The following is a 24,720-nucleotide window of genomic DNA, read 5'->3' on the forward strand; positions in this document are numbered from 1 at the left end:
GAGTACCCACATGGGAGATAGAATTATTTCGGCTGCATCCAAACCGGAGGATTTTGATACGGAAAACAGTCTTCGGCCCAGCAGGCTGGAAGACTACATCGGGCAGGAGAAGGTCAAAGAAACAATTTCCATCTTTATTCAGGCCGCCATCGGCCGGGGTGAGGCGCTGGACCACGTGCTGTTGTTCGGCCCGCCGGGTTTGGGTAAAACAACCCTCGCCAATATTATCGCCAACGAGATGGGTGTGAATATTCGTACCACATCCGGTCCTGCCATAGAGCGACCCGGTGACCTGGCCGCCATACTTACCAACCTGACTGCTGGAGATGTTCTTTTTATCGATGAGGTCCACCGCCTGAGCAGGGCTGTTGAGGAAGTCCTTTACCCGGCTATGGAGGACTTCGCGCTTGACATAGTTATTGGAAAAGGACCTGGCGCGAGGTCGCTAAGACTGGAACTGCCCAGGTTCACCCTGGTCGGAGCGACAACCAGAGCCGGACTGCTGACCTCCCCTTTGAGGGATCGCTTTGGTGTAATGAGCAGGCTTGATTTTTACCAGCCGGAGGAACTGGTTTTAATTGTGAAAAGATCTGCCCAAATTCTGGGGGTTGAGATCACCCGGGAAGGGGCTTTGGAAATCGCCGGACGCTCCCGCGGCACGCCCAGGGTGGCCAACCGTTTATTGAAAAGGGTGAGGGACTACGCCCAGGTGCGGGCGGATGGCCTTATCAACCTGGAAGTCGCCATGGCTGCCCTGAGCTTCCTGGAAGTCGACCCGCTTGGCCTGGACCATTCGGACCGGACTCTGCTTAAGACGATCATTCAGAAATTCGGCGGCGGACCGGTGGGATTGGACACCTTGGCCGCAGCTACCAGTGAGGAATCAGAAACGGTGGAAGATGTCTATGAGCCCTACCTGATCCAGCTTGGCATGCTGATCCGTACCCCTCGCGGACGGATTGTCACTCCAAGGGCCTTCCAGCACCTTGGCCTGAAAGATCAAAGAGAAGGGGGTCTCTTTTAATGAAAATGCTGCTGCATACCTGCTGCGGTCCTTGCTCAATATACCCTGTGGAATATTTGAAAGAACAGGGCATGGAAATACAAGGTTATTTCTATAACCCTAATATCCATCCCTATACAGAATACGTTAAGCGCATGGACACGCTGCAAAAATTTGCAGCGAGTGTGGATATCCCCATCATTTGGGATGATGATTACAGGTTGGAGGAGTTCATCCGTAAGGTAGTCCACCGGGAAACCGACCGTTGCCGGGAGTGCTATGCCATGCGCCTCGAGGAGACGGCGAGGGCGGCCAAAGAAGGCGGTTTCGACAGTTTCACAACCACTCTCCTGGTCAGTCCCTATCAGAAGCACGAACTTATCCGTGAAATAGGGCTTGAATATGGTCAGAAATATGGCGTTCCCTTTTATTATGCTGATTACAGGCCCGGTTACCGGAAAGCGACGGCGCGTTCGCGGGAACTCGGTATGTATCGCCAGCAATACTGTGGCTGTATTTACAGTGAAAAAGATCGCTACTTCCGGCAATCTAAAAAGGAAGGGGCAAAGACCTGAAGTGCTGGATAATATAGGGAAATTATTATTACTGTTTGGAGGCATTCTGGTTGTAAGCGGGGCGCTGATAATGCTGGGCGGCCGGTTGTTTGGTTTGGGCCGGCTGCCGGGAGATATATTTATTCAACGGGGTAATTTTACTTTGTATTTTCCAATTGTCACCAGCATTATCTTGAGTATTTTGCTGACCATTATTCTAAACTTGTTTCGCCGGTAAGCAAGGACTACCGGTTTTTTTTGGAAGGATTTCAGCGGTACTTGTCGAATTGATATCCCCATATGTATAAAATTGGGGGTTAAGTTAAAAGTGAGCTCTAAGAACCTTTGTTATCTGTTGTTGTCAATTGTTGTTTCGTTTCTTATGATGGTTCCCTCAGCTGTGGCGGCGCAAACTACCACGCCGGGCTTGGTGCGGGTAGAGCTGGCTAATCAGGTTGATTCTCTCGGCTTTACCGTCATTGGCAATTACCAATTGGTTGATCAATCTACAGGTAAATTGATAATGAAACTTGAACCAGGCGAAAAATGGCTGGTTACACTGCAGAACGGACGTATCGCTCTGGCCGGACAGAGGGGCAAAAACGGTATTTATAAAGGGCCGGTAAGCGTGCAGGCGCAAACATTTCAAGCCTCCATACTGTCGGGCAATGGCGATTTAGTAGATAATAGCTACGCCGGTGAGCTATCTGTCATTAATAGTGACGGACGAGTGCTTCCCCTGGAGCAAGCTCAGGCGGGAATAACGTTTAAGGGTTCAAAAGGAATTGTTAACCTGAGTGAAGGCGGCAGCTTAAACCTTTTATCCTTGACCAGCAATGCGGGTACGACCAGGTACCGGGGCGATCTTGAGTTCCGGGTCGATGGCGGTAAGCTGACTGCAATAAATGAATTAAACATTGAAGACTACCTGTGCGGGGTGGTGCCTTCCGAGGCAATTCCCTCCTGGCCGGGGGAAGCCCTTAAGGCACAAGCTGTAGCTGCCCGCAACTACGCCCTGCAAAAGGTAGAAACATCACGGGGGGATAGGGCCAACCTTGGCTCCAATCAATACGACCAGGTCTACGGTGGTTATGACGCTGAAACTGAAGCCACAAACAAAGCAGTTAAAGATACCAGTGGTATCGTGATGATGAGCCAGGGCAGCCTGGTTACAGCCTTTTTCCATTGTTCCAGCGGAGGGTTTACTGAAAACAGTGAAGACGTCTGGCTAAACCCATTGCCCTACATCAAATCTAAGACAGATCCCTATGATAAAAACGACAAGTACTATAACTGGCAGGTCACTTATTCAAACGAACAGCTGGCAGCGTTAATGACGCAGGCTGGTTATCCTATTAAAGAAGTGACCGATATAGAGATCGAGGAAAGGACCTCATCTGACGCCAGAGTTAAAGATTTAACGGTTACCGGTGTGGGCGCCACAGGGAAGTCTGAGAAGATAGAGCTTTGCAACGCGGATAAAGTAAGGATAGCTTTAGGTTTGAAAAGCTCCCTGTTTGTCCTGGATAAAAACTATAACAAGGACAAAAGCCTGGCCAGTGTGAAGATAACAGGCAGGGGATATGGCCACGGGCTGGGTATGTCACAGTACGGGGCCTACGGTATGGCCAGTCAAGGTTATAATTACCAGGATATCTTGAAATACTATTATTCCGGAGTAACCCTCACCAGTCAATACGGCAGGTCATCTTCCCTGCGTTAGCGAAAATTAGCAAGTAGAAGACACTATGCCGCTGATGCGGCGCCAGCAGAAATTAAAATCAGCAATGTGGGTGCGAATTCAATTGCTCTTGTACTGCGGAGCAGTTTAAGGGACACCAAGAATGTTCTCGAAAAGGCTTGACTTGCGGGCTTGGGGTTATCCGGAGAGAGCGGAGCACCTGGGTGCGTTCTGTAGCGCGTGCATTGCATGCAGTAAAGCTTAAATAGCGCGTAGCTACCGGATGGCAGTCTGTAGATGCGGTAGGCATAAGGCTCTTGTAGTACAAATGGAGAATTGCGAAGCGAGCGGAGGATAACCCCAAGCCCACTACCCCAGAGGCTTTTCGAGAACAAGTTAACAATAACGTTTACTTGCGATACACTCGCATTTATATATGATATAAAAATATTTAACATTAATTAGCTCCCGCATTTGTTGGATATCGCTTTCGTATACCGAACACTTATTTTCAGGTAAGAACTGTACAAGCGTAGATTAGGAGTTGAGTATTATCAGGTGAACCTTTCGGATTTTGATTATGACCTGCCGGAGGAATTAATTGCGCAGGACCCTTGTGGGTTAAGAGACAGATCGCGGTTGATGGTAGTCCCGTTGGATAGGGACGAGTTTGAACATAGATGTTTCAGGGATCTTCTAAAATATCTCAGGCCTGGTGACAACCTCGTGGTGAACGATACCAAAGTAATCCCGGCCCGCTTGCTGGGTGAAAAAAAAGTTACCGGAGCAAAGATGGAGGTCCTTCTGCTAAAAAAACTGGAGAAAGACCGGTGGGAGGCGTTGGTCAGGCCGGGCAAAAGAGCGCCAGCCGGTACCGAGATCACCTTTAACCACGGGCTCCTGGAAGGCCGCATTCTGGAAGACACCGCTTACGGCGGCAGGATCGTGGAGTTTTATTACAACGGTTCTTTTGATGAGGTTCTCGATCGGGTGGGCTTAATGCCGGTTCCACCATATATTAAAAAGCCCTTATCGGACCGGCATCGTTACCAGACTGTTTATGCCCGGGAGGCTGGGTCGGCGGCGGCCCCTACTGCCGGGCTTCACTTTTCACCGGAACTGCTCAGCAGCATCAGGGCTATGGGAGTGACCATTACCCCGGTGCTTTTACATGTCGGCCTTGGTACTTTTCGCCCGGTGGAGGTGCAGGATATCAGTTTGCATCACATGCACGCCGAAAATTATGAGATATCCGGGGAATCAGCGGCTGCCATTAATCTAACCAAACAGCAAGGCGGCAGGGTTATTGCCGTGGGCACCACCACCACAAGGTGTCTGGAGAGTGTGGCGCAAGAGTACGGGCAAATACGTCCGTGTTCAGGGTGGACTGAGATCTTTATTTACCCCGGCTACCGTTTTCAGGTTATTGACGGCCTGGTTACCAACTTTCACCTGCCCAAGTCAACCCTGCTCATGATGGTCTCCGCCCTCGCCGGCCGGGATAGAATACTGTCAGCCTATGAGGAGGCCGTACGGCAAAAGTACAGGTTTTTCAGCTTTGGAGACGCCATGTTAATCGTCTAGACTGTACAATTCGCATGAAAAGAGTTAAAATGGGAAATAGTTGACTTAAAAGAGGTATTTAATGGTATTGAATTACTCGGTAATCCAACAAGATAAATCATGCGGGGCGCGCCTGGGTCTACTTCATACTACTCATGGAACGGTGGAGACTCCGATCTTTATGCCGGTAGGGACACAGGCGGCAGTCAAGACCATGACTCCGGAGGAAGTAAAAGAAGTGGGCGGCAGGTTAATCCTGGGCAACACTTACCACCTGTACCTGCGGCCCGGTCAAGAATTGATTCGGGAGGCCGGGGGGCTGCACCGTTTTATGAATTGGGACGGGCCTATCCTGACCGACAGTGGGGGGTTCCAGGTTTTCAGCCTGGGGCCGCTTAGAAAAATTTCAGAGGAAGGGGTCACGTTCAGGTCCCACATTGACGGTTCAGAGCACTTCTTCAGCCCTGAAAAGGCTGTTGAGGTCCAGGAGGCGCTAGGTTCTGATATAGCCATGGTCTTCGACGAGTGCGCTCCCTACCCGTGTACGCACGAATATGCGCTGGAAGCATTGAAACGCACAACCCGTTGGGCCAGGCGGTGCGCAGACGCCCACAGACGGGAGGACCAGGCCTTGTTCGGCATTGTGCAGGGAGGCGTCTTTGCGGATCTTCGCCGGCAAAGTGCGCTGGACCTGGTGGGGCTCGATCTTCCCGGCTACGCTATTGGTGGTTTAAGCGTTGGCGAGCCCAAGGCGGTAATGTATGAAATGCTTGACGTGACTGTGGGGTTCCTGCCGCCGGAAAAACCCCGCTACCTGATGGGGGTCGGCTCTCCTGATTGTCTGGTGGAAGGGGTCGTCAGGGGGATTGACATGTTTGACTGTGTGCTGCCTACCAGGATAGCCCGCAACGGAACGGTGTTAACCCATCACGGTAAGCTGGTGGTGCGCAATGCTGAATACGCGCGGGATTTCGACCCTCTTGACCCGACCTGTGATTGCTACGCCTGCCGGAATTATTCCAGAGCATATATCAGGCATTTGATTAAAGCGGGTGAAGTATTGGGTATCCGCCTGACCACAATCCACAACCTGCGTTTTATACAAAGGCTTATGCAGGAAATCAGGGATGCTATTAGACAAGGGAATATCTTGGAATACAGGGATAATTTTTTAAAAAATTACCTGCAAGCCTAAAAGCCATATAAAAACTATTAAAAAAGAGGATTTTAAGTTTTAAACACGAATACAAAAAACAAGAAAGGAGGGCTGATATTGGGTAGTAACTCCCAAATGATCTCCCTGCTGTATATAGTCGGGCTATTTGCCATCCTGTATTTTTTAATGATCCGGCCCCAACAGCAGAGGCAGAAAAAACACCAGGAGATGATTAAAAATCTCAAGCCGGATGACCGCGTTATTACTATCGGTGGGATATATGGCACAATCGTTAAAATGAAGGATAACTCCTTAATCTTAAAGGTAGCCGATAATGTCCGGATAGAGGTCCTGCAATCCGCCATCTCCAAGGTAATCAGTATGGATGAAGGAGAAGGCAAGGAATAAGTAGATGAGGGTAGACCTGTGTCTACTCTTTTTATCGAATGCGTACTTGCTCATAACAGGGGGTTATGCAGTACATGATCACCCTTGAGGACATAAAGAAAGACCCTGTGGTTGACGCGTTTATCCGTAAAGGAAACAAGTACCTCGGTGTGCTGGGTTTTACCGAGCACAGCTATCGCCATGTAAGCCTTGTCTCCAGTATTGCCAAAAACATACTGGAACGGTTGGGTTACCCGCAAAGGCAGGTTGAGTTGGCTGCCATCGCCGGGTATATGCATGATCTGGGAAATGTGGTCAGCCGCAACGAACATGGTATTTCCGGAGCGGTTATAGCTTATCCGATCTTGATGCAAACGGGAATGCATCCCGAGGAGATCGCCACGATTATTTCGGCCATTGCCAACCATGAGGAACAGTACGGGCATGCTGTCAACAGCGTGGCGGCAGCCCTGATCGTGGCGGACAAGTCCGATGTGCACCGTTCCAGAGTACGCAATACGGACTTTGCCACCTTTGATATTCACGACCGGGTCAACTATGCGGTTGAACATTCTTTTTTATGGGTTGATGACAACAAGCATACCATTACTATGGAGCTTACCATTGATACCGATATCTGTCCGGTAATGGAGTATTTTGAGATTTTCCTGAGCAGGATGATTATGTGCCGGAGGGCGGCAACCTTTCTGAAGTGCAAATTTGAGCTGGTAGTGAACGGAGCTAAACTGTTGTAGTATTTTTACGAGGTATGAGGGGGAGTACAAGCAAATGAAGTGGGACAAGATCCTGAAATTAGCAGGGGTCATCCTGGTTGTGGCGGCAGTTGCTGTCCTGTCGGTTGTACCGCTGTTCCCGGGAGTTAAATGGCTTCCTTTTGCAAATTTAATCAGACAGGGCCTCGACCTCAAGGGTGGCGTCCACGTGGTGCTTGAGGCGCAGGATACGCCGGAAGCGCCGGTAACCGACGACCGGGTTAAGCAGGCTATGGCCATCCTTGAAAACAGGGTTAACGCCTTTGGTGTTGCAGAACCGATTATTCAACAACAGGGGCCGAGGCGGATTATCATTGAACTGGCCGGTGTGCAGGACCCTGACGAAGCGGTCGGCACCCTGATTAAAACCGCTTACCTGGAGTTTAAAACGGAAGACGGAACAACCGTGCTCACGGGCCGCCAGTTGAAAAACGCCACGGATAGTAAAAATCCCCAGACTGGACAGTATGAAGTCAATTTGGAGTTTGAGCCGGACGGCGCCAAAGCATTTGCTGAAATTACCGCGGCCAATGTGGGCAAGCGTTTAGCAATCGTACTGGACGGCAATGTGCTTCAGGCGCCGTCAATCGATGAGCCGATCCCCAACGGAAAGGCCCGGATTGCGCCCTACGAATCCCTGCCGGAGGCTCATAATATTGCCATCCTGCTGCGCTCCGGTTCGCTGCCGGTCAAGCTGGAAGTGATGGAAAAAAGAACCGTCGGGCCGACCCTGGGTGCCGACTCCCTGGATAAATCAGTGAAGGCCGGTATAGCCGGGCTGATTGGGATTGTAATTTTTATGTTGTTATACTACCGGATTCCCGGCCTGGTGGCCAACCTGTCTCTCATTATCTATGCTCTTATAGTACTCATGATTTTTGCGGCCTTGCATGTGACCATGACCCTGCCGGGTATAGCAGGTTTCCTGCTGACCCTGGGCATGGCGGTGGATGCCAACGTGATTATCTTCGAGAGATTGCGGGAAGAACTCTGGTCCGGCAAGACACTGCGGTCTGCTATTGACGCCGGGTTCAAACGGGCCTTCGTGGCCATCCTGGACTCCAACGTGACCACCCTTATTGCCGGCGCAGTTCTTTACTATTTCGGGACAGGCCCAATCAAAGGGTTTGCCGTAACGCTTACAATTGGTATCCTGGCCAGCATGTTTACGGCCATCACCATGACCAGATGGCTGTTGCACCTCGTGGCGGGCAGCAATCTGGTACGGAACCTCAAATTGTACGGGGCATAGGGGGCGATTAATTTGATGTTAAGGGAAAGAATGCCTTTCCATTTTATTAAACTGAGGAAAATATGGTATGCTTTATCCATCCTGATTATCATACCCGGGCTAATCTCCTTGTTTACACAGGGCCTGAACTTGGGTATTGATTTCAGCGGCGGCAGCCTTTTGGATTTAAAATTCAACCAGGCAACTTCTGTTGAGCAGGTCAGGAATGTGCTGCAAGGATTTGATCTCGCTGATGCCTCGATCCAGAGCAGTAATGAAACTGATTTTATTATCAGGACCAGGGAACTGTCGGAGGAGGAAAATGAAAGTATTGTTACGGCTATTGACAGCCAACTGGGAGGCGTAACCCTGCAGCGGAGTGAACGTGTCGGCCCGGTCATCGGCCGCGAATTAATCGCAAAGGCTATATATGCCCTGCTGGCCGCTTCAGTCTTGATGGTCATTTATATTTCCTGGCGTTTTGAATTTAAACAGGGTGTCGCGGCGATTCTCGCGCTTTTGCATGATTCGCTGGTGGTGCTGGGTGTTTTCTCAATATTTCAGATTGAGATCGACAGTGCTTTTATAGCTGCGATATTAACCATTATTGGTTATTCTATAAACGATACGATTATCATTTTTGACCGGATCAGGGAGAACCTGCTTAACAAGAAAAAGGGCGAGGCTCTGGAGGACGTCATTAACTCCAGCCTCTGGCAGACCATAGCCCGTTCCATCAATACGGTGTTGATGGTGGAAATAATCCTTGTTTCTCTTTTCTTACTGGGTGGAACGACCATCCGCGGTATGGTCCTGGCCCTGCTGGTTGGTATAACTGTCGGAGCCTACTCCTCAGTCTGTTTCGCCAGCCCGTTATGGTTTGACCTGAAAAAACAGGAGCGCCGCGCCAAACCGGGTGCAGCACGGGCATAAAGCAAAAGGAAGCAGGGGGACGGGAAGCAGGGGGACGGTTCTTTTGCTTCCTACCCTGAAAACAAATGTACAGCTGTTCAGCCCACAGAGCGAAACCAAAAAAATGCAGGTGAGAATTCATTCGCACAGATGCTGAACGAAAATTCCGTCACGAAAGGCGTGTGGGAGACGACACGCCTTTTTGACGTTTTTTTTATGTTCTTTCAGGAAACATTAATTGAGGAGATGTTCCTTTTCCAGATAAGGGGATGTAGTTATGGTGGAAGAGAGCCGCCTTCTAAAAGTCCTTGAAGAGAGGATTGCCTGGCTGGTCACCAGTATGGAAAAGATGAAACTTGCAGAATACGTAAAGCTTCTTGATAATCCCTGGCGGCTTATGTATGTCAACTTTATAGCCGGCTTGGCCAGAGGGGTCGGTATCGCTGTGGGGTTTACCATTCTGGGCGCAGTCCTTTTATATTTCTTAAGGAAGCTGGTTGTGCTGAATCTACCGTGGATTGGCGGAATTATCGCGGAAATAGTACGGATGGTCCAGTTGAAAATATGAACGTGATAATCAAGGAGGTTTTAGTCGCCGTGGACAAGGCTATGCTGATGGGCTTCAAAAAGCGTTTATTGGAAGAAAGAAAAAACCTGCTGGGTCGGATCAATTTTATTGATGAACGAGGGCTGGGTGAAGCCTTGGAAGATTCTATCAGCGAACTTTCAACCTATGACAACCACCCTGCCGACATCGGTACGGAAGTCTTTGAAAGGAGCAAGGACTTTGCTCTACGGGAAAGCGCCATGATTAGCGTGGCTGCCGTTGACGATGCCCTTAACAGGATTAATGAAGGGACCTACGGCGTCTGTGACGTCTGCGGGAAGGAAATTGCGCTGGAGAGGTTGGAGGCGCTGCCTTCCACCACCATATGCCGGGACTGCAAAGAGGCTGAAGAGAAAATTCCTCGCCGTGACGAGCGGCCGGCAGAAGAGGACGTCCTGGCCAAACCTTTTGCCAGAAGCTTCACGGATGCTTCCGGCAACATCGAATACGACGGTGAAGACGCCTGGCAGGAAGTGGCCAGGTATAGTGAAACCACCGATGAATGGTCCAGAGGGGGTTCATATTACGGCTATTCCGAATACGATATCGTGGAGGACAGGGGAGCCGTTGAGGAGGTTGACAATATTCCCTATGAAGTGGGCGACGATGGCGTTTTCTACAAGGATTTCCGTGGCGTGGATGATGAGAGCTCTCCCGCGGAGAAAATTGATGTAGGCGTTGAACACACATAAAAACCGGCTATGGCCGGTTTTTAATGCAGTGATTTTTTTATGTCGCCGGGGTGGTTGTTTTCAAGCATTTGCTTTAAATCTTCCTGCTGTTCCTCGCTAAGCAGGTCCTTGATGGCCATGGAGTCCTGAGCGACTTTTTCGGTAAGGTAAATCGGGGCTTCGGTGCGGATAGCCATTGCAATAGCGTCGCTGGGCCGGGAATCAATGACCAGTTCCTGACCGTGATGCCATATGTGCAGCTCGGCATAATAGGTCCCGTCTCTTACATCGTTGATAACGACCATGCTGAGCCTTGATTCAAGACGATCCAGTATGTCTTTTAAAAGGTCGGTAGTCTGGGGATTGTCAAGGTTAAAACCCTGCAGGGCCAAAGCGATAGCGTGCGCTTCAACAGGACCTATCCATATGGGCAGCGCTTTGAGTTCATGTTCATCTATCAGCAGGAGCACCGGGTTCATATTAATATCATATGCTATTTCTCTCACCTTGACGGGAATCATGCTTATTCACCTTCTTATAGCGTCAAGCAGCTTTTGATTTTTCAAAGAAAAGGAATTCTATACCTGTATTCTAAAAGCAAGTGCTCTTAAATGTCAAACCTTGTTTTTGTGTGCATATGTTGTGGTAGCAGGTACAGCCCTGGTTTATTCATTATGGGCTCTATCAGTACGCTACGTTGGCAGCCGGAAAAAATTTTTTTTCAAATTTTTATTTTTAGCTTATTTTTAACTAGATAGATGACCATACTATCAATAAAAACTGGTAGGAGGTTAGTAAAAAGTGACATCAACGCTTGCAGAATACTTTAGCGGAGTCCAGCACCGTTTGCCCGGTGAGGCGGAAAGGGTGCTAAGGGCGCTGGACAACCAGGGTTCGATGAATAAGGAAGACTTATCCTTAACATCAAACGTTAAAAGAGCTGTGCTGGACCATGTGGTGATGCAGCTCTATGCTCTGGGTCTGGTAGAAGTCGCCACGGAGGGCAAAAGCAAAATATGCAGCCTCACCAGGCTGGGGTATGATTTTATAAGTATCAGTAATGCCGGTTAATAATCGGCATTTTTTTTTTGCCAAACCACCCGGCCTTAGATTATAATCTTTATATCTATGAATAATATTACCAGAAACAACCAGAAAATATGGCGGGTTAAAGCATCCGCTCCGGCACTCAGCCAGATATTATCGCGAAAACTTGGTATATCCCCGCTTATGGCACAGCTGTTGGTCAACCGCGGCATTTACACGGTGGAGCATGCCCGTGACTACTTGGGCTGTGAACTTGAAAGCTTGCACCGTCCCGGTCTTATGCGTGACATGCCAAAAGCTGTGGCACGGATTTTAAAGGCCATCCGGTTTAGAGATAAAATTATGGTATACGGAGATTATGATGTAGACGGGGTTACTGCCACAGCGTTACTCATACGAGTTTTTCAGCGTTTGGGTGTCGACGTGAAATATCATATCCCCAACCGTTTGACAGAGGGTTACGGACTGCGCCTCGATGTTTTAAAGCAAGCTGCGAGCGAGGGAATTAACCTGGTAATTACCCTGGATTGCGGCATTAGTTCTATTGAGGAAGCTCTCTGGGCGCACGATAACGGTCTTGATTTAATTATTACCGATCACCACGAGCCTGGCGCGGAGTTGCCGCGAGCTTTTGCTGTAGTTAACCCCAAAAGACCTGACTGCAAATACCCCTATAAAGACCTTGCCGGTGTCGGTGTGGCGCTGAAACTGGCCCAGGCGCTGCTGGAGGAAGCCGGTATGGGCAGCCTGGCATGGCAAGAATACCTGGATTTGGCCTGCCTTGGTACAATAGCGGATATTGTGCCGTTACAGGGAGAGAACCGCATTATCGTTAAACATGGTCTGACCAGGCTGGCCAGGACGGAAAATGCCGGTTTGCAGGCGCTGATTGCGGTGAGCGAGTTGGTGAAAGAGGAATTGGGAGCGCGTCAGGTTGGCTTCGGCCTCGCCCCGCGTCTCAACGCGGCGGGCAGGATGAAGAGCCCCGATCCGGCGTTAAAGCTATTGCTGTCAGACAACACGGCAGAGGCCTGGGAGTTGGCCGCCGAGCTAAACCGGCTTAATCAAGAAAGGCAGAAGATTGAGTCCGAGGTATTTGAAGAAATTAAAAAAATGCTTGACGAGCGTCCCGAAATGGCTGAAGACCGGGTACTGGTACTGGCCTCGCCGGGCTGGCATGTTGGCGTAATTGGAATTGTAGCCTCCCGTTTGGTAAATATTTATACTCGTCCGGTGCTTTTAATAGCGCTGCAGGATGGGGAGGGTAAAGGCTCTGCCAGGAGTGTACCCGGTTTCAATATGCACCAGGCGCTTTCCCATTGTCAGGCGCTTCTTCTTAGTTATGGAGGACACGCCTCAGCCGCGGGTTTTTCCATTGAAAAAGGCAGGATCGAGGATTTTCGCAGAGAGTTGAATCTTTATGCCGGGGAAACACTCCATGATGAAGGTACAACCGCACTTGTGGAGCTCGACGGGATTATCAGTATGGAGCAGGTTTCAGAAAAACTGGTCAATGAGCTTGACCTGCTAAGGCCCATAGGGCATCATAACCCCGGCCCGCTGCTGGGTTGCCGCCAGGCGACCGTGCTCAAATGCCGGGGTGTGGGTCGCGGAGCCGCCCATTTGAAAATGCTGCTGCAAAGTCAAAATTCAACATTTGACGGAATTGGCTTCAACCTTGGGGCTTACGCCGAGGTACTGGCCACCGCCGAAGAAGTGGACCTTGCCTTTGTGCCCGGTATTAACGAGTATAACGGCAGGTCTTCAATACAGCTGGAAGTTAAGGAATTAGGTATGCCTGCGGTTCTGGACACAGTAGAGGCGAAACAGACAGGCTTCCTGAGGAGGGTGGGCTATGTACCCACCGAGCTGTTCATTCCGGAATTTGTTCTGCTGAAACTTCGCTATGCGCTGCAGCACTCAGAAATGCACGGGCGGGTTAACAAAATAACAAGGGCGCCGCTTAAGCTTGAAGATTGGCGGGGGTTGGATGACCGTCCGGGAGCCCTGGCGGGAATAGCTTCACGTGGGGAGCCAACTGTGGTGCTCACCTCATGCGGTTACAGGACCATAGAGTTAGCACATTTTCTGCAACTCGCCGTCCCATCCCTGGCCGGGAGGGTCGCTTTTTGCCACACCTCGTCACAGGAAGCTGAAAAGGATAGGATTGTTCAGTGTTTTAGAGACGGGACTATAAGCACTATCGTGACAACACCCGTTACGGCCGGAGAATTGGCACAACATGCCGTCCAGACCATAATATATGACCTGCCCTATGAGCATGAAGCTTTTTGTTGTGGGGTAAATACGGTTCGTCCGGGCGGGAGCCTTTATCTGCTTTTTAGTCCGGATGATTTGCAAGAAAATAGAGAAGCGCTGGGAAACCTGGCTCCGGACAGGGAGTTCCTGGCATCCCTATATAGAATACTCCTCCGGGAACACAACAAGGGAAACCTGGGGAACTGTACTGCTGAATTTATTACCGGGCGCATGCGGGCCGCCGGTCATCAATGGGTCCACCACGATATGGTGCGGGTCTGCCTGGGCATTCTGGAGGAACTGGAGCTTCTGACAGTTAAAGGAGTTGGACATGAGGGACGTTTGGAGCTTTATCCACCGCCCCGCCGCAAGAGGGATCTTATGGAAGCGAAGACCTATCAATATTTGCACCAGCTAAAAGATAAGGCTCTTTCCTGGATGGAAAAGTTAGTTGATGAGCGTTTACATAGCGATATGGATGACTTTCCCCTTAAGTAACCGGGCTTTTAGTGTCATAGGCTAGCCGGCCTGATTGTATGATTCAAGGGGATTATGATACAATTTTATTAGTCCAGTATAAATATAAAGAAAAAGGGTTTAATATGGAAATTAACGCTTGTCTCGCTTCAGGACAGCCACAGCCCAGCCGGAAGGAGACGCCGAATACAACTCAAAACCTGGATACCGGCAAGTCCCTGGAGGAACTGTTGCAGATCATCAGGGGATATAACGCCAAAGCCGATCTGTCGGTTGTGAAGGACGCCTATGACTATGCCGCGAGCGCCCACCGGGGACAAAAACGTATTTCCGGTGAGCCTTATATAGTACATCCTCTGGAAGTAGCAAAGATTTTGGCGGAACTCGAGCTTGATTTGGAAACAATCGTAGCAGGGCTTTTGCATGATGTGGTGGAGGATACCGGGGAAACCCTCACCAGTATCAGTGAGCGCTTCGGCAGTGAAACAGCTCTATTGGTAGACGGTGTTACCAAGCTCAGCCGGATCGAGTTTAAATCAAAAGAAGAACAACAGGCGGAAAACTTGCGTAAGATGTTTTTAGCGATGGCCAAGGACATCAGGGTTATTTTGATTAAGCTGGCCGACAGGCTGCACAACCTGCGCACCTTAAAATACCATCCGACCCCCAAGCAGGTGGAAATCGCTAAAGAAACACTGGAAATATTTGCGCCTTTAGCGCACCGGTTGGGGATTTACAGGATCAAGTGGGAACTTGAAGACCTGGCTTTCCGCTTTAATGAACCTGAAAAATATTTTGACCTGGTTGAAAGAATTGCCCAAACTCGCAAAAAACGCGAGGAATATATCAGTTCAGCAATATCCGTCCTCAAGGACAAGCTTTCCGGGATGGGCTTAGAGGTCGATATAGAAGGACGCCCCAAACACCTTTACAGCATCAGTGTCAAAATGGCTAAACAGAAGGTGGGCCTAAACGAGATTTTCGACGTGCTGGCTGTCCGGTGCCTGGTGGAAACCGTGCGTGATTGTTACGCGACCCTGGGCATTGTGCACACGATGTGGACGCCCATCCCGGGACGCTTCAAGGATTTTATTGCCATGCCCAAATCCAATATGTACCAATCGCTGCATACAACCGTCGTCGGCCCGCAGGGTGAGCCCCTGGAAATCCAAATCAGGACCAGGGAGATGCACAGGACTGCCGAATATGGTATTGCCGCCCACTGGCGCTATAAAGAAGGCAGCCGGGGAGACCGTGAGTTCGACAAAAAACTGGCCTGGTTGCGTCAACTCCTGGAATGGCAGCACGATTTGAGGGATGCCAGGGAGTTTATGGAAAACCTTAAAATTGACCTTTTCTCAGATACGGTTTTTGTTTTTTCACCCAAGGGTGACGTGGTTGAGTTGCCGGCCGGGTCAGTCCCTCTGGACTTTGCCTACCGTATTCATACCGATGTGGGCCACCGCTGCGTGGGCGCAAAAATAAACGGACGCATCGTGCCCCTGGACTACGTGCTGAAAAACGGAGATATCGTAGAAATCCTGACTTCAAAAAACAGTTTTCCCAAGAGGGACTGGCTTAATATTGCCAAGACCTCGCAGTCCAAGACCAAAATCAGGCAGTGGTTCAAGAAGGAGCAGCGGGAAGAGAACATTCTAAAAGGAAAGGAAATTCTTGAGCGTGAGGTGAAAAAGCAGGGTATCGAGGCGGATTTGCCAAAACCGGAAAAAATTATAGAAGCCGGCAAAAAATTTTCCCTCTTTACTCTCGATGATATATACGCCGCTATCGGGGACGGTGCGATTACAGTCAACAGCGTTCTGTCCAAAATCAGGGCGGAAGAAGCAAAGCTGGAGAAAAAAGGCCTGCTGGCCGAAGAAGTCCAGAATATTAAAAATGATGTCAAGCCTGCTGCCGGGTGGGGCAAACCGATGCAGGGAATCCGGGTTAAAGGTATTGACAACATCCTAATCAGGCTTTCACACTGCTGCAACCCGGTGCCGGGCGACCCTATTACCGGGTATATTACCAGAGGGCGCGGCATATCCATCCATCGTAACGACTGTATGAATTTAATCAATTATCAGCGGCAAGAGGGCGAGCGGCTGGTAGAAGTTGCCTGGGATCAGGAGTTTACGGAACCTTTTCAGGTTAAACTTGAAATCAACGGACTGGACCGGGCGGGTTTCTTAAGTGATGTTATGGCGGTCCTGGTGGAAATGAAAATCAGCGCCAACTGGGTAACCGCACGGGGCAGGAAGGACGGCGCCGCTGTAATTGAACTCGTCCTGACGATGAAAGGGATCGAACAACTGGATTATATCATGACCAAAATAAGCCGGGTAAAAGATGTCTATGATATGAGGCGGGTAAGTTTCAGCGGCCAGACACTTGGCACGTTGAACTGACCGGGGAGGAAGGTTGTCTTGAGGGCGGTGGTGCAAAGAGTTGTCCGTGGCTCCGTAACGGTTGAAGGACAGACAATGGCGAGGGAAATAGGTCCGGGCCTGGTAGTCCTGTTGGGTGTGGGATACGGTGACGACGCATCCGATGCTTGTTATCTAGCCGAAAAAATTGCAAATCTAAGGATTTTTGAAGACGATCAGGGGAAGATGAACCTCTCCGTGCTGGATACTGCGGGCTCTGTGCTGGCAATATCCCAATTTACCCTCTACGGGGACTGCCGGAAAGGCAGACGGCCCGGCTTTTCTGATGCGGCCGCGCCTGAAGAGGCGTTAGCACTGTATCATAAATTTGTTAAGGAGTTGGAGAAAGCGGGGTTGAAGGTAGCCACCGGGTGCTTTGGGGAGCATATGGTGGTTGAGATTATTAATGACGGCCCGGTCACCCTTCTGGTTGATAGCGACAGGAAATTTTAAGTTAATGGAGGTACAAAATGGCATTGATTTTTGACGGATTTTCGGTTGGCGCTTGGGAATCAAACTGCTACATCATTGGCTGCGGGGTAACTAAAGAAGGCGCTGTGGTTGACCCCGGCGCGGATGCCAAAAAGATTTTGAACAGGGTGAAAAAATTGGGGTTGCAAATAAATAAGATCATCCTCACCCACGGTCACCCGGACCACTTGAGCGCCCTGGCTGAGGTGCAGCAGGCCACCGGAGCCAAGGTTTTAATTCATGGCGATGATGCAGAAATGCTGGTAGACGCCCGCCGCAACCTCTCGTTCTACATGGGCAAAAGCGTGGAGCTGAAAGAGGCTGACGTCCTTCTGAAAGACGGGGACACGATCCAGGTCGGTAATATCACTCTGGAGGTAATACACACACCGGGCCACACTCCAGGCGGTATTTGCCTTAAATGCGCGCGGGACATCGTAATAACAGGAGATACTCTTTTTGCCGGCTCGGTCGGGCGGTCCGACTTCCCCGGCGGCAGTCATTCCCAGCTTATCGCCTCAATTAAGAGCAAGCTTCTGAAATTCCCGCCGGATACAAAGGTTTATCCCGGTCACGGGCCGGCTTCAACCATAGGGGCGGAAATGCGCTACAACCCGTTCCTTACGGGAGCCTTTTAGGCTGTTTGAACTGCCTTGATAAAAGGACCTGTTAACAAAAATAGAAAGAGGGCTTCTAGAAACCTGATGTATGTAAGGTTGTTAGAAGCCCTCTTATTGTAATTTTATTGCCTGACAGATGTGGGCGCGAATTAGTGTATCGCAATGGTAAAGGTCATAACTGGTTCTCGAAAAGCCTTTAGGGTAGTGGGCTTGGGGTTATCCTCCGCTCTCTTCGCAATTCTCCATTTGTGCTACTAGAGCCTTATGCCGACCGCATCTACAGACAGCCATCCGGCAGCTACGCGCTATTTAAGCTTTTCTGCATGCAACGCACGCGCTAAGGAACGCACCCAGGTGCTCCGTTCGCTCCGGATAACCCCAAACCCGCAAGTCAAGCCTTTTCGAGCAATACTCTTGAGCCAGGTGAGGCAGGGACTAGCCCGCCGTATGCGATTGAAATAGCTTGTGCCACGTTAGCGGTAGGACAACTACCTTTAAACGACAATGGGTTTGGCGCCCGTCCATTAATGCAATAACCTGTACGGACCTGGCTCTTTGACTGAACCATTTTTGCCTTCACGCTGATCTTTGTCAGAGGCGCAGTGTTCACATTCACAGGCGCCGTTATGCTTTTTCCCGGGTTTAAACCCGGATGATTGCAAAGTATCAACTACCTGGGAGCGGATGCTCTTTAAGTATAAATTGCGGAGCTCTTGCTGTTCTTTTTTTTCCTCCGGAGTAAGGCCTTCGGCTCTCTGTTTGCGGGCCAGTTCATTAATCCGTTGGATAAGCTCTTTTGTTATCATTGAAATCACCCGTCAGTATTATATCATTGCTCAGGTTTTTTTATCCAGAGCTATTTAAGTTGACCTTGCTCATGACAGCTTTCAAATTGACAATAAGGCTGATTTTGCATAAAATGTTTGTCAGGTATAGTGTCAAAGCGATGACCGGGAAAAGTAAACGCATATGTCTGCGGGCAGGGAGGGGAGGCCACGACTGAAAGTCTTCCTACGAAGACAGGCGGTGAAAAACACCCGGGAGCGGCCCCCGAAAGTGACTGGCTTATGATTAGGCGGGCACGGAGACCACCGTTACCGGTATGAAAGGGATAAACTTAAAGTTTTCCGAGCAAGGGTGGCACCACGGGCTAAACAATCCGTCCCTCGCAATGCTTGCGCATGGCCAGGGACGGTTTTTATTTTTGAAGGAGGGTTAAATTTATGTTGACCACGCGGCCACGCGGCACTAACGATATTTTACCGGGTGAGGTTGAAAAGTGGCGTTACCTGGAAGACCATATGCGCCGTATTTGCCGTGAATACGGCTACTCTGAGATCAGGACACCCATTTTTGAGCACACCGAACTATTTCTACGTGGCGTAGGGGACACCACGGATATTGTTGAAAAAGAGATGTACACCTTTATCGACCGGGGGAACCGTAGTATAACGTTGCGCCCGGAAAATACGGCGTCGGTGGTCAGGGCCTACCTGGAAGACAAACTGTATGCATTGCCGCAACCGGTGAAGCTGTTTTACATAGGTCCCATGTTCCGGTATGACCGGCCTCAGGCCGGGCGATTCCGCCAGTTTCACCAGTTTGGGGTGGAGGTATTCGGTTCGCATGACCCGGCAGTTGACGCTGAGGTTATGGCTATGTCCATGGATTTTTACCGCAGGCTGGGTCTTTCTAACCTGGAATTGCATGTTAACAGTGTCGGGTGCCCCCAATGCCGGCCTGGTTTAATCAAAAAACTGCAGGAATATTTCCGGCCTCATCTGAATGACTTGTGTAAAAACTGCCGGGACCGTTTCGAGAAGAACCCCTTGCGCATCCTGGACTGCAAAGAGACCCGCTGTGGCGACATTGGGGTAGATGCCCCAACCACCGTTGATTGCTTATGCACGGGTTGCTCGAGCCATTTTGCGGAGGTTAAAAAAAACCTGGAGTTAATGGATATCGCTTACCATGAGGACAGGCGGCTGGTGCGCGGCCTCGACTATTATACTCATACTGCTTTTGAGATCGTCGCTCCAGATATAGGCGCGCAGAGTTCTGTTGGCGGGGGCGGTCGCTATAACGGTCTGGTGGAGATTTGTGGCGGTCCGTCCATACCCGGCATTGGTTTTGCCCTGGGTATGGAAAGAATTATCCTTGCTATGCAACAGCAGGGTTTAACCTTTGGAGAAGCGGGCGGAACAGAGGTTTTCATAGTAACAGCCAACCAGGCAGCCGCCGGGGAAGCTGTCAAGCTGCTCTTTAAAATCCGTTCCGCAGGGATTTCAGCCGATAAGGACTATATGGACCGCAGTCTTAAAGCCCAGATGAAATATGCCGGAAAAACCGGTGTTGGATATGCGGTTATTATCGGTGAGGACGAAATGAAGCAAGGTACCGCGCTGGTCCGGAATATGGGTTTGGGGCGGCAAGAAAGTGTGCCGCTGGGTGAAGTGATTAGCTTTCTAAAAGAACAAGGGCTGGGAAAGTAATTTCAAGGCAGTGTAAAACGGTTTAATAATATTGAAGCAAAAATAGATATTGGAGGTAGTTGCAGCATGCCTGGAGAGCAGAGTACAAATACTATTGATGCAAGCCGGATTGATTTTTTGAATGGTTTAAAAAGAAGTCATTACTGTGGCAGCCTCAGGGAAGGGCATGCCGGCGAGCAGGTTGTCCTGATGGGCTGGGTACAGCGCCGGCGAGATCATGGCGGCCTGATATTTATTGATTTGCGGGACCGGACCGGCTTAGTCCAGGTAGTATTCAGTCCTGAAATATATCGTGAAGCTTTCGAAAAGGCAGAATCGGCGCGCAGCGAGTACGTCCTGGCGCTGGAGGGGACTGTCCGCCAGCGTCCTGAAGGGACTGCAAATCCCAACCTGTCCACCGGGGAAATTGAGGTGCTGGCTCACCGGCTGAAGATATTAAACCGCGCCAAAACACCTCCCTTTTATATAGAGGACGGCATTGAGGTGGACGAAAACCTTCGTTTACGCTACCGGTACCTTGACCTGCGCCGGCCGGAGATGCAACAGGCCCTGATCTTACGCCACCGCGCCGCCAAATCGGTGCGGGACTTTTTAGAGGAAAATGGTTTTTTGGAAATAGAAACACCCGTGCTTAACAGGAGCACACCGGAGGGCGCGAGGGACTATTTGGTGCCCAGCCGGCTGAATCCCGGCAAGTTTTACGCCCTGCCGCAATCGCCTCAACAGTTTAAACAGATGTTGATGGTGGCAGGTTTTGACAGGTATTACCAGATTGTACGCTGTTTCCGGGACGAAGACCTGCGGGCCGACCGGCAGCCGGAGTTTACCCAGGTTGACATCGAAATGTCTTTTATCGACGTGCCGGAAATACTGGAACTTATGGAAAAGCTGGTCGTTAAGCTCTGCCGTGATACGATTAACCTGGATGTTGTCCAACCGTTTCCCAGGCTTTCCTATCAAGAAGCAATCGACCGCTTTGGTTCGGACAAACCAGATACCCGTTTTGGCGTGGAGCTAAAGGATATTTCCGATATTGCCGCCGGCTGTGGTTTTAAAGTATTTGCCTCCGCGGTTGCCGGCGGGGGGCAGGTCAAAGGAATCAACGCCTCTGGATGTGGTTTGTTCAGCCGCAAGGAAATCGACGACCTTACGGCATTTGCCGCCATTTACAAGGCCAAGGGACTGGCCTACATAGTAGTTACCGAAGACGGGGTCAAATCAGCTATCGCCAAATTCTTTACTGAGAGCGAAATGAAGGATATCGTTAGCCGGATGGAGGGAAAACCGGGCGACCTGTTGCTGTTTGTGGCCGATAAATCCAAGGTTGTGGCGGATGCTCTGGGAGCGTTGCGTGTGAGCCTGGCTGAAAAACTGGGCATGGTCCCGCTGGATCACTATAATTTTGTGTGGGTATACGACTTCCCGCTGCTTGATTATGACGAAGAAGAAGGCCGTTATGTGGCTATGCATCACCCCTTTACCTCTCCGCGCGAAGACGATCTGCGGCTTCTGGAAAGCAGCCCCGGTCAGGTAAGGGCCAAAGCCTACGATCTGGTACTCAATGGAGTTGAAGTCGGTGGGGGCAGCATCCGCATTCACCGTAGAGATATCCAGGAAAGAATGTTTGCCGCCATTGGTATCGGAGAACAGGAAGCGGTGGATAAATTTGGTTTTATGCTGGAAGCCTTTGAATACGGTACTCCTCCGCATGGAGGGATTGCCTTTGGCTTCGACCGGCTGGTCATGCTCCTGGCGGGCAAGAAGAGCATCCGGGAGGTCATCGCGTTTCCGAAGACGCAGAGTGCCAGTGATCTGATGACACAGGCGCCGGGTTATGTGTCGCCCGGCCAATTAAAGGAACTTAGCTTAAAGACGGATATAAAAAAGAGCCCAAAAAACAATGAATAGTATCATTGTGTACGGCACTTGAAAATGACGAAACGTTATGTTAACATAATGATGAAGATGTAAAGCCCTACTATGTACGTGAAAACCTTGAAGTTTTTTCCAACACATTTACAAAGGGAGTCCGGTTCTCTGGTTGTAGCTTGTATGCCTCCTTCGTTGAGGAAACAAAAATCATCCAGGAGGACACCCACCTGTTACAGCAGGTTCAAACTTTTGGGCGTCACGGCATCGGTGGGGTTTCTACGAGTTACAACGATGGGTTTTCAATGCGCCCCTCAAGGGGTAGCTCTGAAAACCCTTCTTGATTTAAGGGAAACTGGGCATTTATAATATCAAAGTGATATGGGCACTTTGTGATCGATCGCCTATTAAACGAGTAGTATGTGGTCATATTAGATAAGGTATAAAGCAACAATATGAACTTTGAGATGTGTAACATGACCTTTTTACCAGGGGCACAACTCGAATTTTCTAAATATTTGGCTACCATCTAACACATATTTAAGGTTAGGTTGCTCTATATTAAAAATGACGCATAACAGATTAAATGTAGGGTGATTGACAAAGGGATTTAATGGGTATTATAATTTAGCCAGGAGTTCGTCGGTATAATATATATAAATTATTCGAATTATCGTCTTTTTCGTAGTTTAAAATGGGTTGATTGGTTGTATTGAAGAAATGAAAATGGGGAAGGGAGTCGAGCAGCTTTGGCAGGCGATAAAATTGTCGTTTTACAAGAAGAGAATTTCAAAGAGTTTATCGGTGAATCAGCAGCCCCCGTTCTGGTTGATTTTTGGGCTGAATGGTGCGGTCCATGCAAAATGATTGCTCCAGTGGTGGAAGAAGTTGCAGAAGAATTTGAAGGTAAAGTACGGGTGGCCAAGCTGGATGTGGATGAGAATCAGGATGTGGCTGCGAGCCTGAAGGTGATCAGCATCCCCACCTTGATCTTATTTAAGGGCGGCAATGAATTAGAACGTTCCATCGGCTATAAGACCAAAGATGAACTGAGCCGCATCATCAACAAACACCTGTAGGAATAAAAAGCACGTTTGTACGTGCTTTTTTATTTATATACTAAAGGTAGGGTGATTACCGGTTTGAATCTATTTGTTCATGCTATGGACAAAAAAATAACACAAAATGCCCCCCTGGCCCTGCGCATGCGGCCCAGGACGTTGGATGAGTTTGAAGAACAGAGCGGGATCGTGGGTAAAGGGACTCCGCTGAGGCGCTCCATCGAAGCTGACCGCCTGGCCTCAGTAATTTTTTTTGGCCCGCCAGGCACAGGCAAGACCACCCTGGCTACTATAATCGCCGGTATGACCAGGGCTCATTTTGAAACTCTCAACGCAGTAATGGCAGGAGTAGCCGATATCAGAAGGGTGATTGAGGAGGCCAGGGAGAGACGTTCTCTTTACAATAAAAAAACAATTATGTTTATTGATGAAATTCACCGTTTTAATAAAGCCCAGCAGGATGCGCTGCTCCCATTTGTGGAAAATGGCCTGGTGATTATGATCGGTTCAACCACAGAGAACCCTATGTTTGCAGTCAACCGCCCGCTGCTTTCCCGTTCCCAGTTGTACCGTTTTGAGCTTCTGTCAACAGCGTCAGTCCGGCGTATTCTGCTAAGAGCGCTTCAGGACCAAGAGAGAGGATTGGGCTCATATCATGCCGAGGTAAGTCCTGAAGCGCTGGACCACCTGGCCGGTATAGCCAACGGTGACGCGCGGGTAGCTCTGAATGCCATAGAACTAGCGGTTATGACCACTATGCCCGGTGATGACGGGGTAAGGCGGGTAACCCTGGAGGTGGCGGAGGAGTCCATCCAAAAAAGAGTCTTGAAGTATGACCGGGAAGATGAACACTACGACGTGATATCTGCCTTTATCAAGAGTATGAGGGGCTCTGACCCCGATGCCACCCTGTACTGGTTGGCCAGGATGCTCTATGCGGGTGAAGATCCGGAATTCATTTGCCGCCGTATTATGATTCATGCCGCCGAGGACGTAGGATTGGCTGATCCGCAAGCCCTGGTAGTTGCGTCGGCGGCAGCACAAGCGGTTGAAAGGATTGGGATGCCTGAAGCCAGGATTGTGCTGGCCGAGGCTGCCCTGTATATTGCAACCGCCCCCAAAAGCAATGCTGTAGTGGCAGGTATAAACGGTGCCCTGCAGGCAGTTGAAAAAGAACGGGTTGAGCCGGTACCCGCCCATTTAAGGGGGACCGGTTACCGGGGGGCGGCAATGTTGGGCAGCGGCAGAGGCTATAAATATCCTCATGATTATCAGGGTAATTACGTCAAGCAGGAATATTTGCCCGGCAGCCTAATAGGGTCAAATTTTTACAAGCCTTCCGGTAATGGTTTGGAGCGGGAAATTAAGAGCAGAATGGAAAAACAAAACAATAAATAATTATAAATGCATTCCAAGGCCCTTGTTTGACAAGCCCTTTTCGGATGGGTCAGGCAGGGCTT

The 24,720-nt window shown here is 49.8% G+C and carries 23 protein-coding genes, 1 other RNA gene and 1 other annotated feature; of the genes, 22 read left to right on the plus strand and 2 right to left on the minus strand.

Going from position 1 to position 24,720, the window contains the following annotated elements; translation table 11 throughout:
* Nucleotides 1–10: 10 nt before the first annotated feature.
* From ruvB to Psch_RS00370, 12 genes are all read left to right on the plus strand, one after another.
* On the plus strand, nucleotides 11–1,024 hold the full coding sequence (gene ruvB, locus Psch_RS00315; protein WP_190238772.1) for a Holliday junction branch migration DNA helicase RuvB: 1,014 nt from the start codon (nucleotides 11–13) through the stop codon (nucleotides 1,022–1,024).
* On the plus strand, nucleotides 1,024–1,578 hold the full coding sequence (locus Psch_RS00320) for an epoxyqueuosine reductase QueH (protein ID WP_190238773.1): 555 nt from the start codon (nucleotides 1,024–1,026) through the stop codon (nucleotides 1,576–1,578). The genes ruvB and Psch_RS00320 overlap by 1 nt, the downstream gene beginning before the upstream one ends.
* Before the next feature lies 1 nt (nucleotide 1,579).
* Complete coding sequence (locus Psch_RS00325; protein ID WP_190238774.1) at nucleotides 1,580–1,795, plus strand: DUF2905 domain-containing protein; 216 nt, start codon at nucleotides 1,580–1,582, stop codon at nucleotides 1,793–1,795.
* 90 nt (nucleotides 1,796–1,885) lie between these two features.
* Nucleotides 1,886–3,280, plus strand: a complete 1,395-nt coding sequence (locus Psch_RS00330; RefSeq protein ID WP_190238775.1) for a SpoIID/LytB domain-containing protein — start codon at nucleotides 1,886–1,888, stop codon at nucleotides 3,278–3,280.
* 516 nt (nucleotides 3,281–3,796) lie between these two features.
* Nucleotides 3,797–4,822 (plus strand): tRNA preQ1(34) S-adenosylmethionine ribosyltransferase-isomerase QueA, encoded by a 1,026-nt coding sequence (gene queA, locus Psch_RS00335; protein WP_190238776.1) that lies wholly within the window; start codon nucleotides 3,797–3,799, stop codon nucleotides 4,820–4,822.
* A gap of 61 nt (nucleotides 4,823–4,883) precedes the next feature.
* A complete protein-coding gene (gene tgt / locus Psch_RS00340; RefSeq protein WP_190238777.1) occupies nucleotides 4,884–5,996 on the plus strand; it encodes a tRNA guanosine(34) transglycosylase Tgt in 1,113 nt (370 codons plus the stop codon).
* Between the two features lie 78 nt (nucleotides 5,997–6,074).
* Entirely contained in the window at nucleotides 6,075–6,365 is a 291-nt protein-coding gene (gene yajC / locus Psch_RS00345; RefSeq protein ID WP_427910061.1) for a preprotein translocase subunit YajC, read from the plus strand.
* A gap of 74 nt (nucleotides 6,366–6,439) precedes the next feature.
* Nucleotides 6,440–7,099, plus strand: a complete 660-nt coding sequence (locus Psch_RS00350) for an HD domain-containing protein (protein WP_134219832.1) — start codon at nucleotides 6,440–6,442, stop codon at nucleotides 7,097–7,099.
* 34 nt (nucleotides 7,100–7,133) lie between these two features.
* On the plus strand, nucleotides 7,134–8,369 hold the full coding sequence (gene secD, locus Psch_RS00355) for a protein translocase subunit SecD (protein WP_190238778.1): 1,236 nt from the start codon (nucleotides 7,134–7,136) through the stop codon (nucleotides 8,367–8,369).
* 15 nt (nucleotides 8,370–8,384) lie between these two features.
* Nucleotides 8,385–9,281 carry a protein translocase subunit SecF gene (gene secF, locus Psch_RS00360; protein ID WP_190238779.1) on the plus strand — a complete coding sequence of 299 codons (897 nt, stop codon included), beginning with the start codon at nucleotides 8,385–8,387 and terminating at the stop codon, nucleotides 9,279–9,281.
* Nucleotides 9,282–9,537: 256 nt separating this feature from the next.
* A complete protein-coding gene (locus Psch_RS00365; protein WP_134219820.1) occupies nucleotides 9,538–9,828 on the plus strand; it encodes a DUF5665 domain-containing protein in 291 nt (96 codons plus the stop codon).
* A gap of 29 nt (nucleotides 9,829–9,857) precedes the next feature.
* Nucleotides 9,858–10,559 carry a TraR/DksA C4-type zinc finger protein gene (locus tag Psch_RS00370; RefSeq protein ID WP_243123912.1) on the plus strand — a complete coding sequence of 234 codons (702 nt, stop codon included), beginning with the start codon at nucleotides 9,858–9,860 and terminating at the stop codon, nucleotides 10,557–10,559.
* A gap of 20 nt (nucleotides 10,560–10,579) precedes the next feature.
* Here the strand turns inward: Psch_RS00370 and Psch_RS00375 are convergent, their stop codons facing one another.
* Nucleotides 10,580–11,059 carry a bifunctional nuclease family protein gene (locus Psch_RS00375; RefSeq protein WP_190238781.1) on the minus strand — a complete coding sequence of 160 codons (480 nt, stop codon included), beginning with the start codon at nucleotides 11,057–11,059 and terminating at the stop codon, nucleotides 10,580–10,582.
* A gap of 280 nt (nucleotides 11,060–11,339) precedes the next feature.
* Here Psch_RS00375 and Psch_RS00380 point away from each other — a divergent pair, with 280 nt between their 5' ends.
* The 5 genes from Psch_RS00380 to Psch_RS00400 all read left to right on the plus strand — a co-directional run bounded on the left by Psch_RS00380 (nucleotide 11,340) and on the right by Psch_RS00400 (nucleotide 17,856).
* The gene (locus Psch_RS00380; RefSeq protein ID WP_134219823.1) at nucleotides 11,340–11,609 is read left to right on the plus strand and encodes a transcriptional regulator; all 270 of its coding nucleotides are present in this window, start codon (nucleotides 11,340–11,342) and stop codon (nucleotides 11,607–11,609) included.
* Between the two features lie 159 nt (nucleotides 11,610–11,768).
* A complete protein-coding gene (recJ, locus tag Psch_RS00385; RefSeq protein WP_190238782.1) occupies nucleotides 11,769–14,342 on the plus strand; it encodes a single-stranded-DNA-specific exonuclease RecJ in 2,574 nt (857 codons plus the stop codon).
* Between the two features lie 104 nt (nucleotides 14,343–14,446).
* The gene (locus Psch_RS00390; RefSeq protein WP_190238783.1) at nucleotides 14,447–16,729 is read left to right on the plus strand and encodes a RelA/SpoT family protein; all 2,283 of its coding nucleotides are present in this window, start codon (nucleotides 14,447–14,449) and stop codon (nucleotides 16,727–16,729) included.
* A gap of 18 nt (nucleotides 16,730–16,747) precedes the next feature.
* Nucleotides 16,748–17,200, plus strand: coding sequence for a D-aminoacyl-tRNA deacylase (gene dtd / locus Psch_RS00395; RefSeq protein ID WP_190238784.1), 453 nt, complete (start codon nucleotides 16,748–16,750; stop codon nucleotides 17,198–17,200).
* Nucleotides 17,201–17,223: 23 nt separating this feature from the next.
* Complete coding sequence (locus Psch_RS00400) at nucleotides 17,224–17,856, plus strand: MBL fold metallo-hydrolase (RefSeq protein WP_427910082.1); 633 nt, start codon at nucleotides 17,224–17,226, stop codon at nucleotides 17,854–17,856.
* Nucleotides 17,857–18,362: 506 nt separating this feature from the next.
* Here the strand turns inward: Psch_RS00400 and Psch_RS00405 are convergent.
* Nucleotides 18,363–18,644: a DUF896 domain-containing protein gene (locus Psch_RS00405; RefSeq protein WP_190238786.1), complete on the minus strand. Its 282-nt coding sequence runs from the start codon at nucleotides 18,642–18,644 to the stop codon at nucleotides 18,363–18,365.
* Nucleotides 18,645–18,775: 131 nt separating this feature from the next.
* Nucleotides 18,776–19,008, plus strand: a binding site (T-box leader).
* Between the two features lie 53 nt (nucleotides 19,009–19,061).
* Here Psch_RS00405 and hisS point away from each other — a divergent pair.
* The 5 genes from hisS (at nucleotide 19,062) to Psch_RS00430 (ending at nucleotide 24,658) form a co-directional block, all read left to right on the plus strand.
* Nucleotides 19,062–20,330, plus strand: coding sequence for a histidine--tRNA ligase (gene hisS / locus Psch_RS00410; protein WP_190238787.1), 1,269 nt, complete (start codon nucleotides 19,062–19,064; stop codon nucleotides 20,328–20,330).
* 66 nt (nucleotides 20,331–20,396) lie between these two features.
* Nucleotides 20,397–22,238 carry an aspartate--tRNA ligase gene (gene aspS, locus Psch_RS00415; protein WP_190238788.1) on the plus strand — a complete coding sequence of 614 codons (1,842 nt, stop codon included), beginning with the start codon at nucleotides 20,397–20,399 and terminating at the stop codon, nucleotides 22,236–22,238.
* Nucleotides 22,239–22,299: 61 nt separating this feature from the next.
* Nucleotides 22,300–22,480, plus strand: a non-coding RNA gene (gene ssrS, locus Psch_RS00420) — 6S RNA.
* A 468-nt stretch (nucleotides 22,481–22,948) separates the two neighbouring features.
* Nucleotides 22,949–23,278 carry a thioredoxin gene (gene trxA, locus Psch_RS00425; RefSeq protein ID WP_190238789.1) on the plus strand — a complete coding sequence of 110 codons (330 nt, stop codon included), beginning with the start codon at nucleotides 22,949–22,951 and terminating at the stop codon, nucleotides 23,276–23,278.
* 63 nt (nucleotides 23,279–23,341) lie between these two features.
* Nucleotides 23,342–24,658 carry a replication-associated recombination protein A gene (locus Psch_RS00430; RefSeq protein WP_427910062.1) on the plus strand — a complete coding sequence of 439 codons (1,317 nt, stop codon included), beginning with the start codon at nucleotides 23,342–23,344 and terminating at the stop codon, nucleotides 24,656–24,658.
* The last annotated feature ends 62 nt before the right edge of the window (nucleotides 24,659–24,720 follow it).

This window comes from Pelotomaculum schinkii (assembly GCF_004369205.1).
Lineage (GTDB): Bacteria > Bacillota > Desulfotomaculia > Desulfotomaculales > Pelotomaculaceae > Pelotomaculum_C > Pelotomaculum_C schinkii.

Excerpts from the sequence above, each read along its gene's own strand:
- secD (WP_190238778.1), top strand. The coding sequence starts at position 7,134 with ATGAAGTGGGACAAGATCCTGAAATTAGCAGGGGTCATCCTGGTTGTG.
- recJ (WP_190238782.1), top strand. The coding sequence starts at position 11,769 with ATGGCACAGCTGTTGGTCAACCGCGGCATTTACACGGTGGAGCATGCC.
- aspS (WP_190238788.1), top strand. The coding sequence starts at position 20,397 with ATGCCTGGAGAGCAGAGTACAAATACTATTGATGCAAGCCGGATTGAT.
- Psch_RS00350 (WP_134219832.1), top strand. The coding sequence starts at position 6,440 with ATGATCACCCTTGAGGACATAAAGAAAGACCCTGTGGTTGACGCGTTT.
- Psch_RS00375 (WP_190238781.1), bottom strand. The coding sequence starts at position 11,059 with ATGATTCCCGTCAAGGTGAGAGAAATAGCATATGATATTAATATGAAC.
- tgt (WP_190238777.1), top strand. The coding sequence starts at position 4,884 with ATGGTATTGAATTACTCGGTAATCCAACAAGATAAATCATGCGGGGCG.
- Psch_RS00405 (WP_190238786.1), bottom strand. The coding sequence starts at position 18,644 with ATGATAACAAAAGAGCTTATCCAACGGATTAATGAACTGGCCCGCAAA.
- Psch_RS00365 (WP_134219820.1), top strand. The coding sequence starts at position 9,538 with ATGGTGGAAGAGAGCCGCCTTCTAAAAGTCCTTGAAGAGAGGATTGCC.
- ruvB (WP_190238772.1), top strand. The coding sequence starts at position 11 with ATGGGAGATAGAATTATTTCGGCTGCATCCAAACCGGAGGATTTTGAT.
- Psch_RS00320 (WP_190238773.1), top strand. The coding sequence starts at position 1,024 with ATGAAAATGCTGCTGCATACCTGCTGCGGTCCTTGCTCAATATACCCT.
- Psch_RS00390 (WP_190238783.1), top strand. The coding sequence starts at position 14,447 with ATGGAAATTAACGCTTGTCTCGCTTCAGGACAGCCACAGCCCAGCCGG.
- hisS (WP_190238787.1), top strand. The coding sequence starts at position 19,062 with ATGTTGACCACGCGGCCACGCGGCACTAACGATATTTTACCGGGTGAG.
- secF (WP_190238779.1), top strand. The coding sequence starts at position 8,385 with ATGTTAAGGGAAAGAATGCCTTTCCATTTTATTAAACTGAGGAAAATA.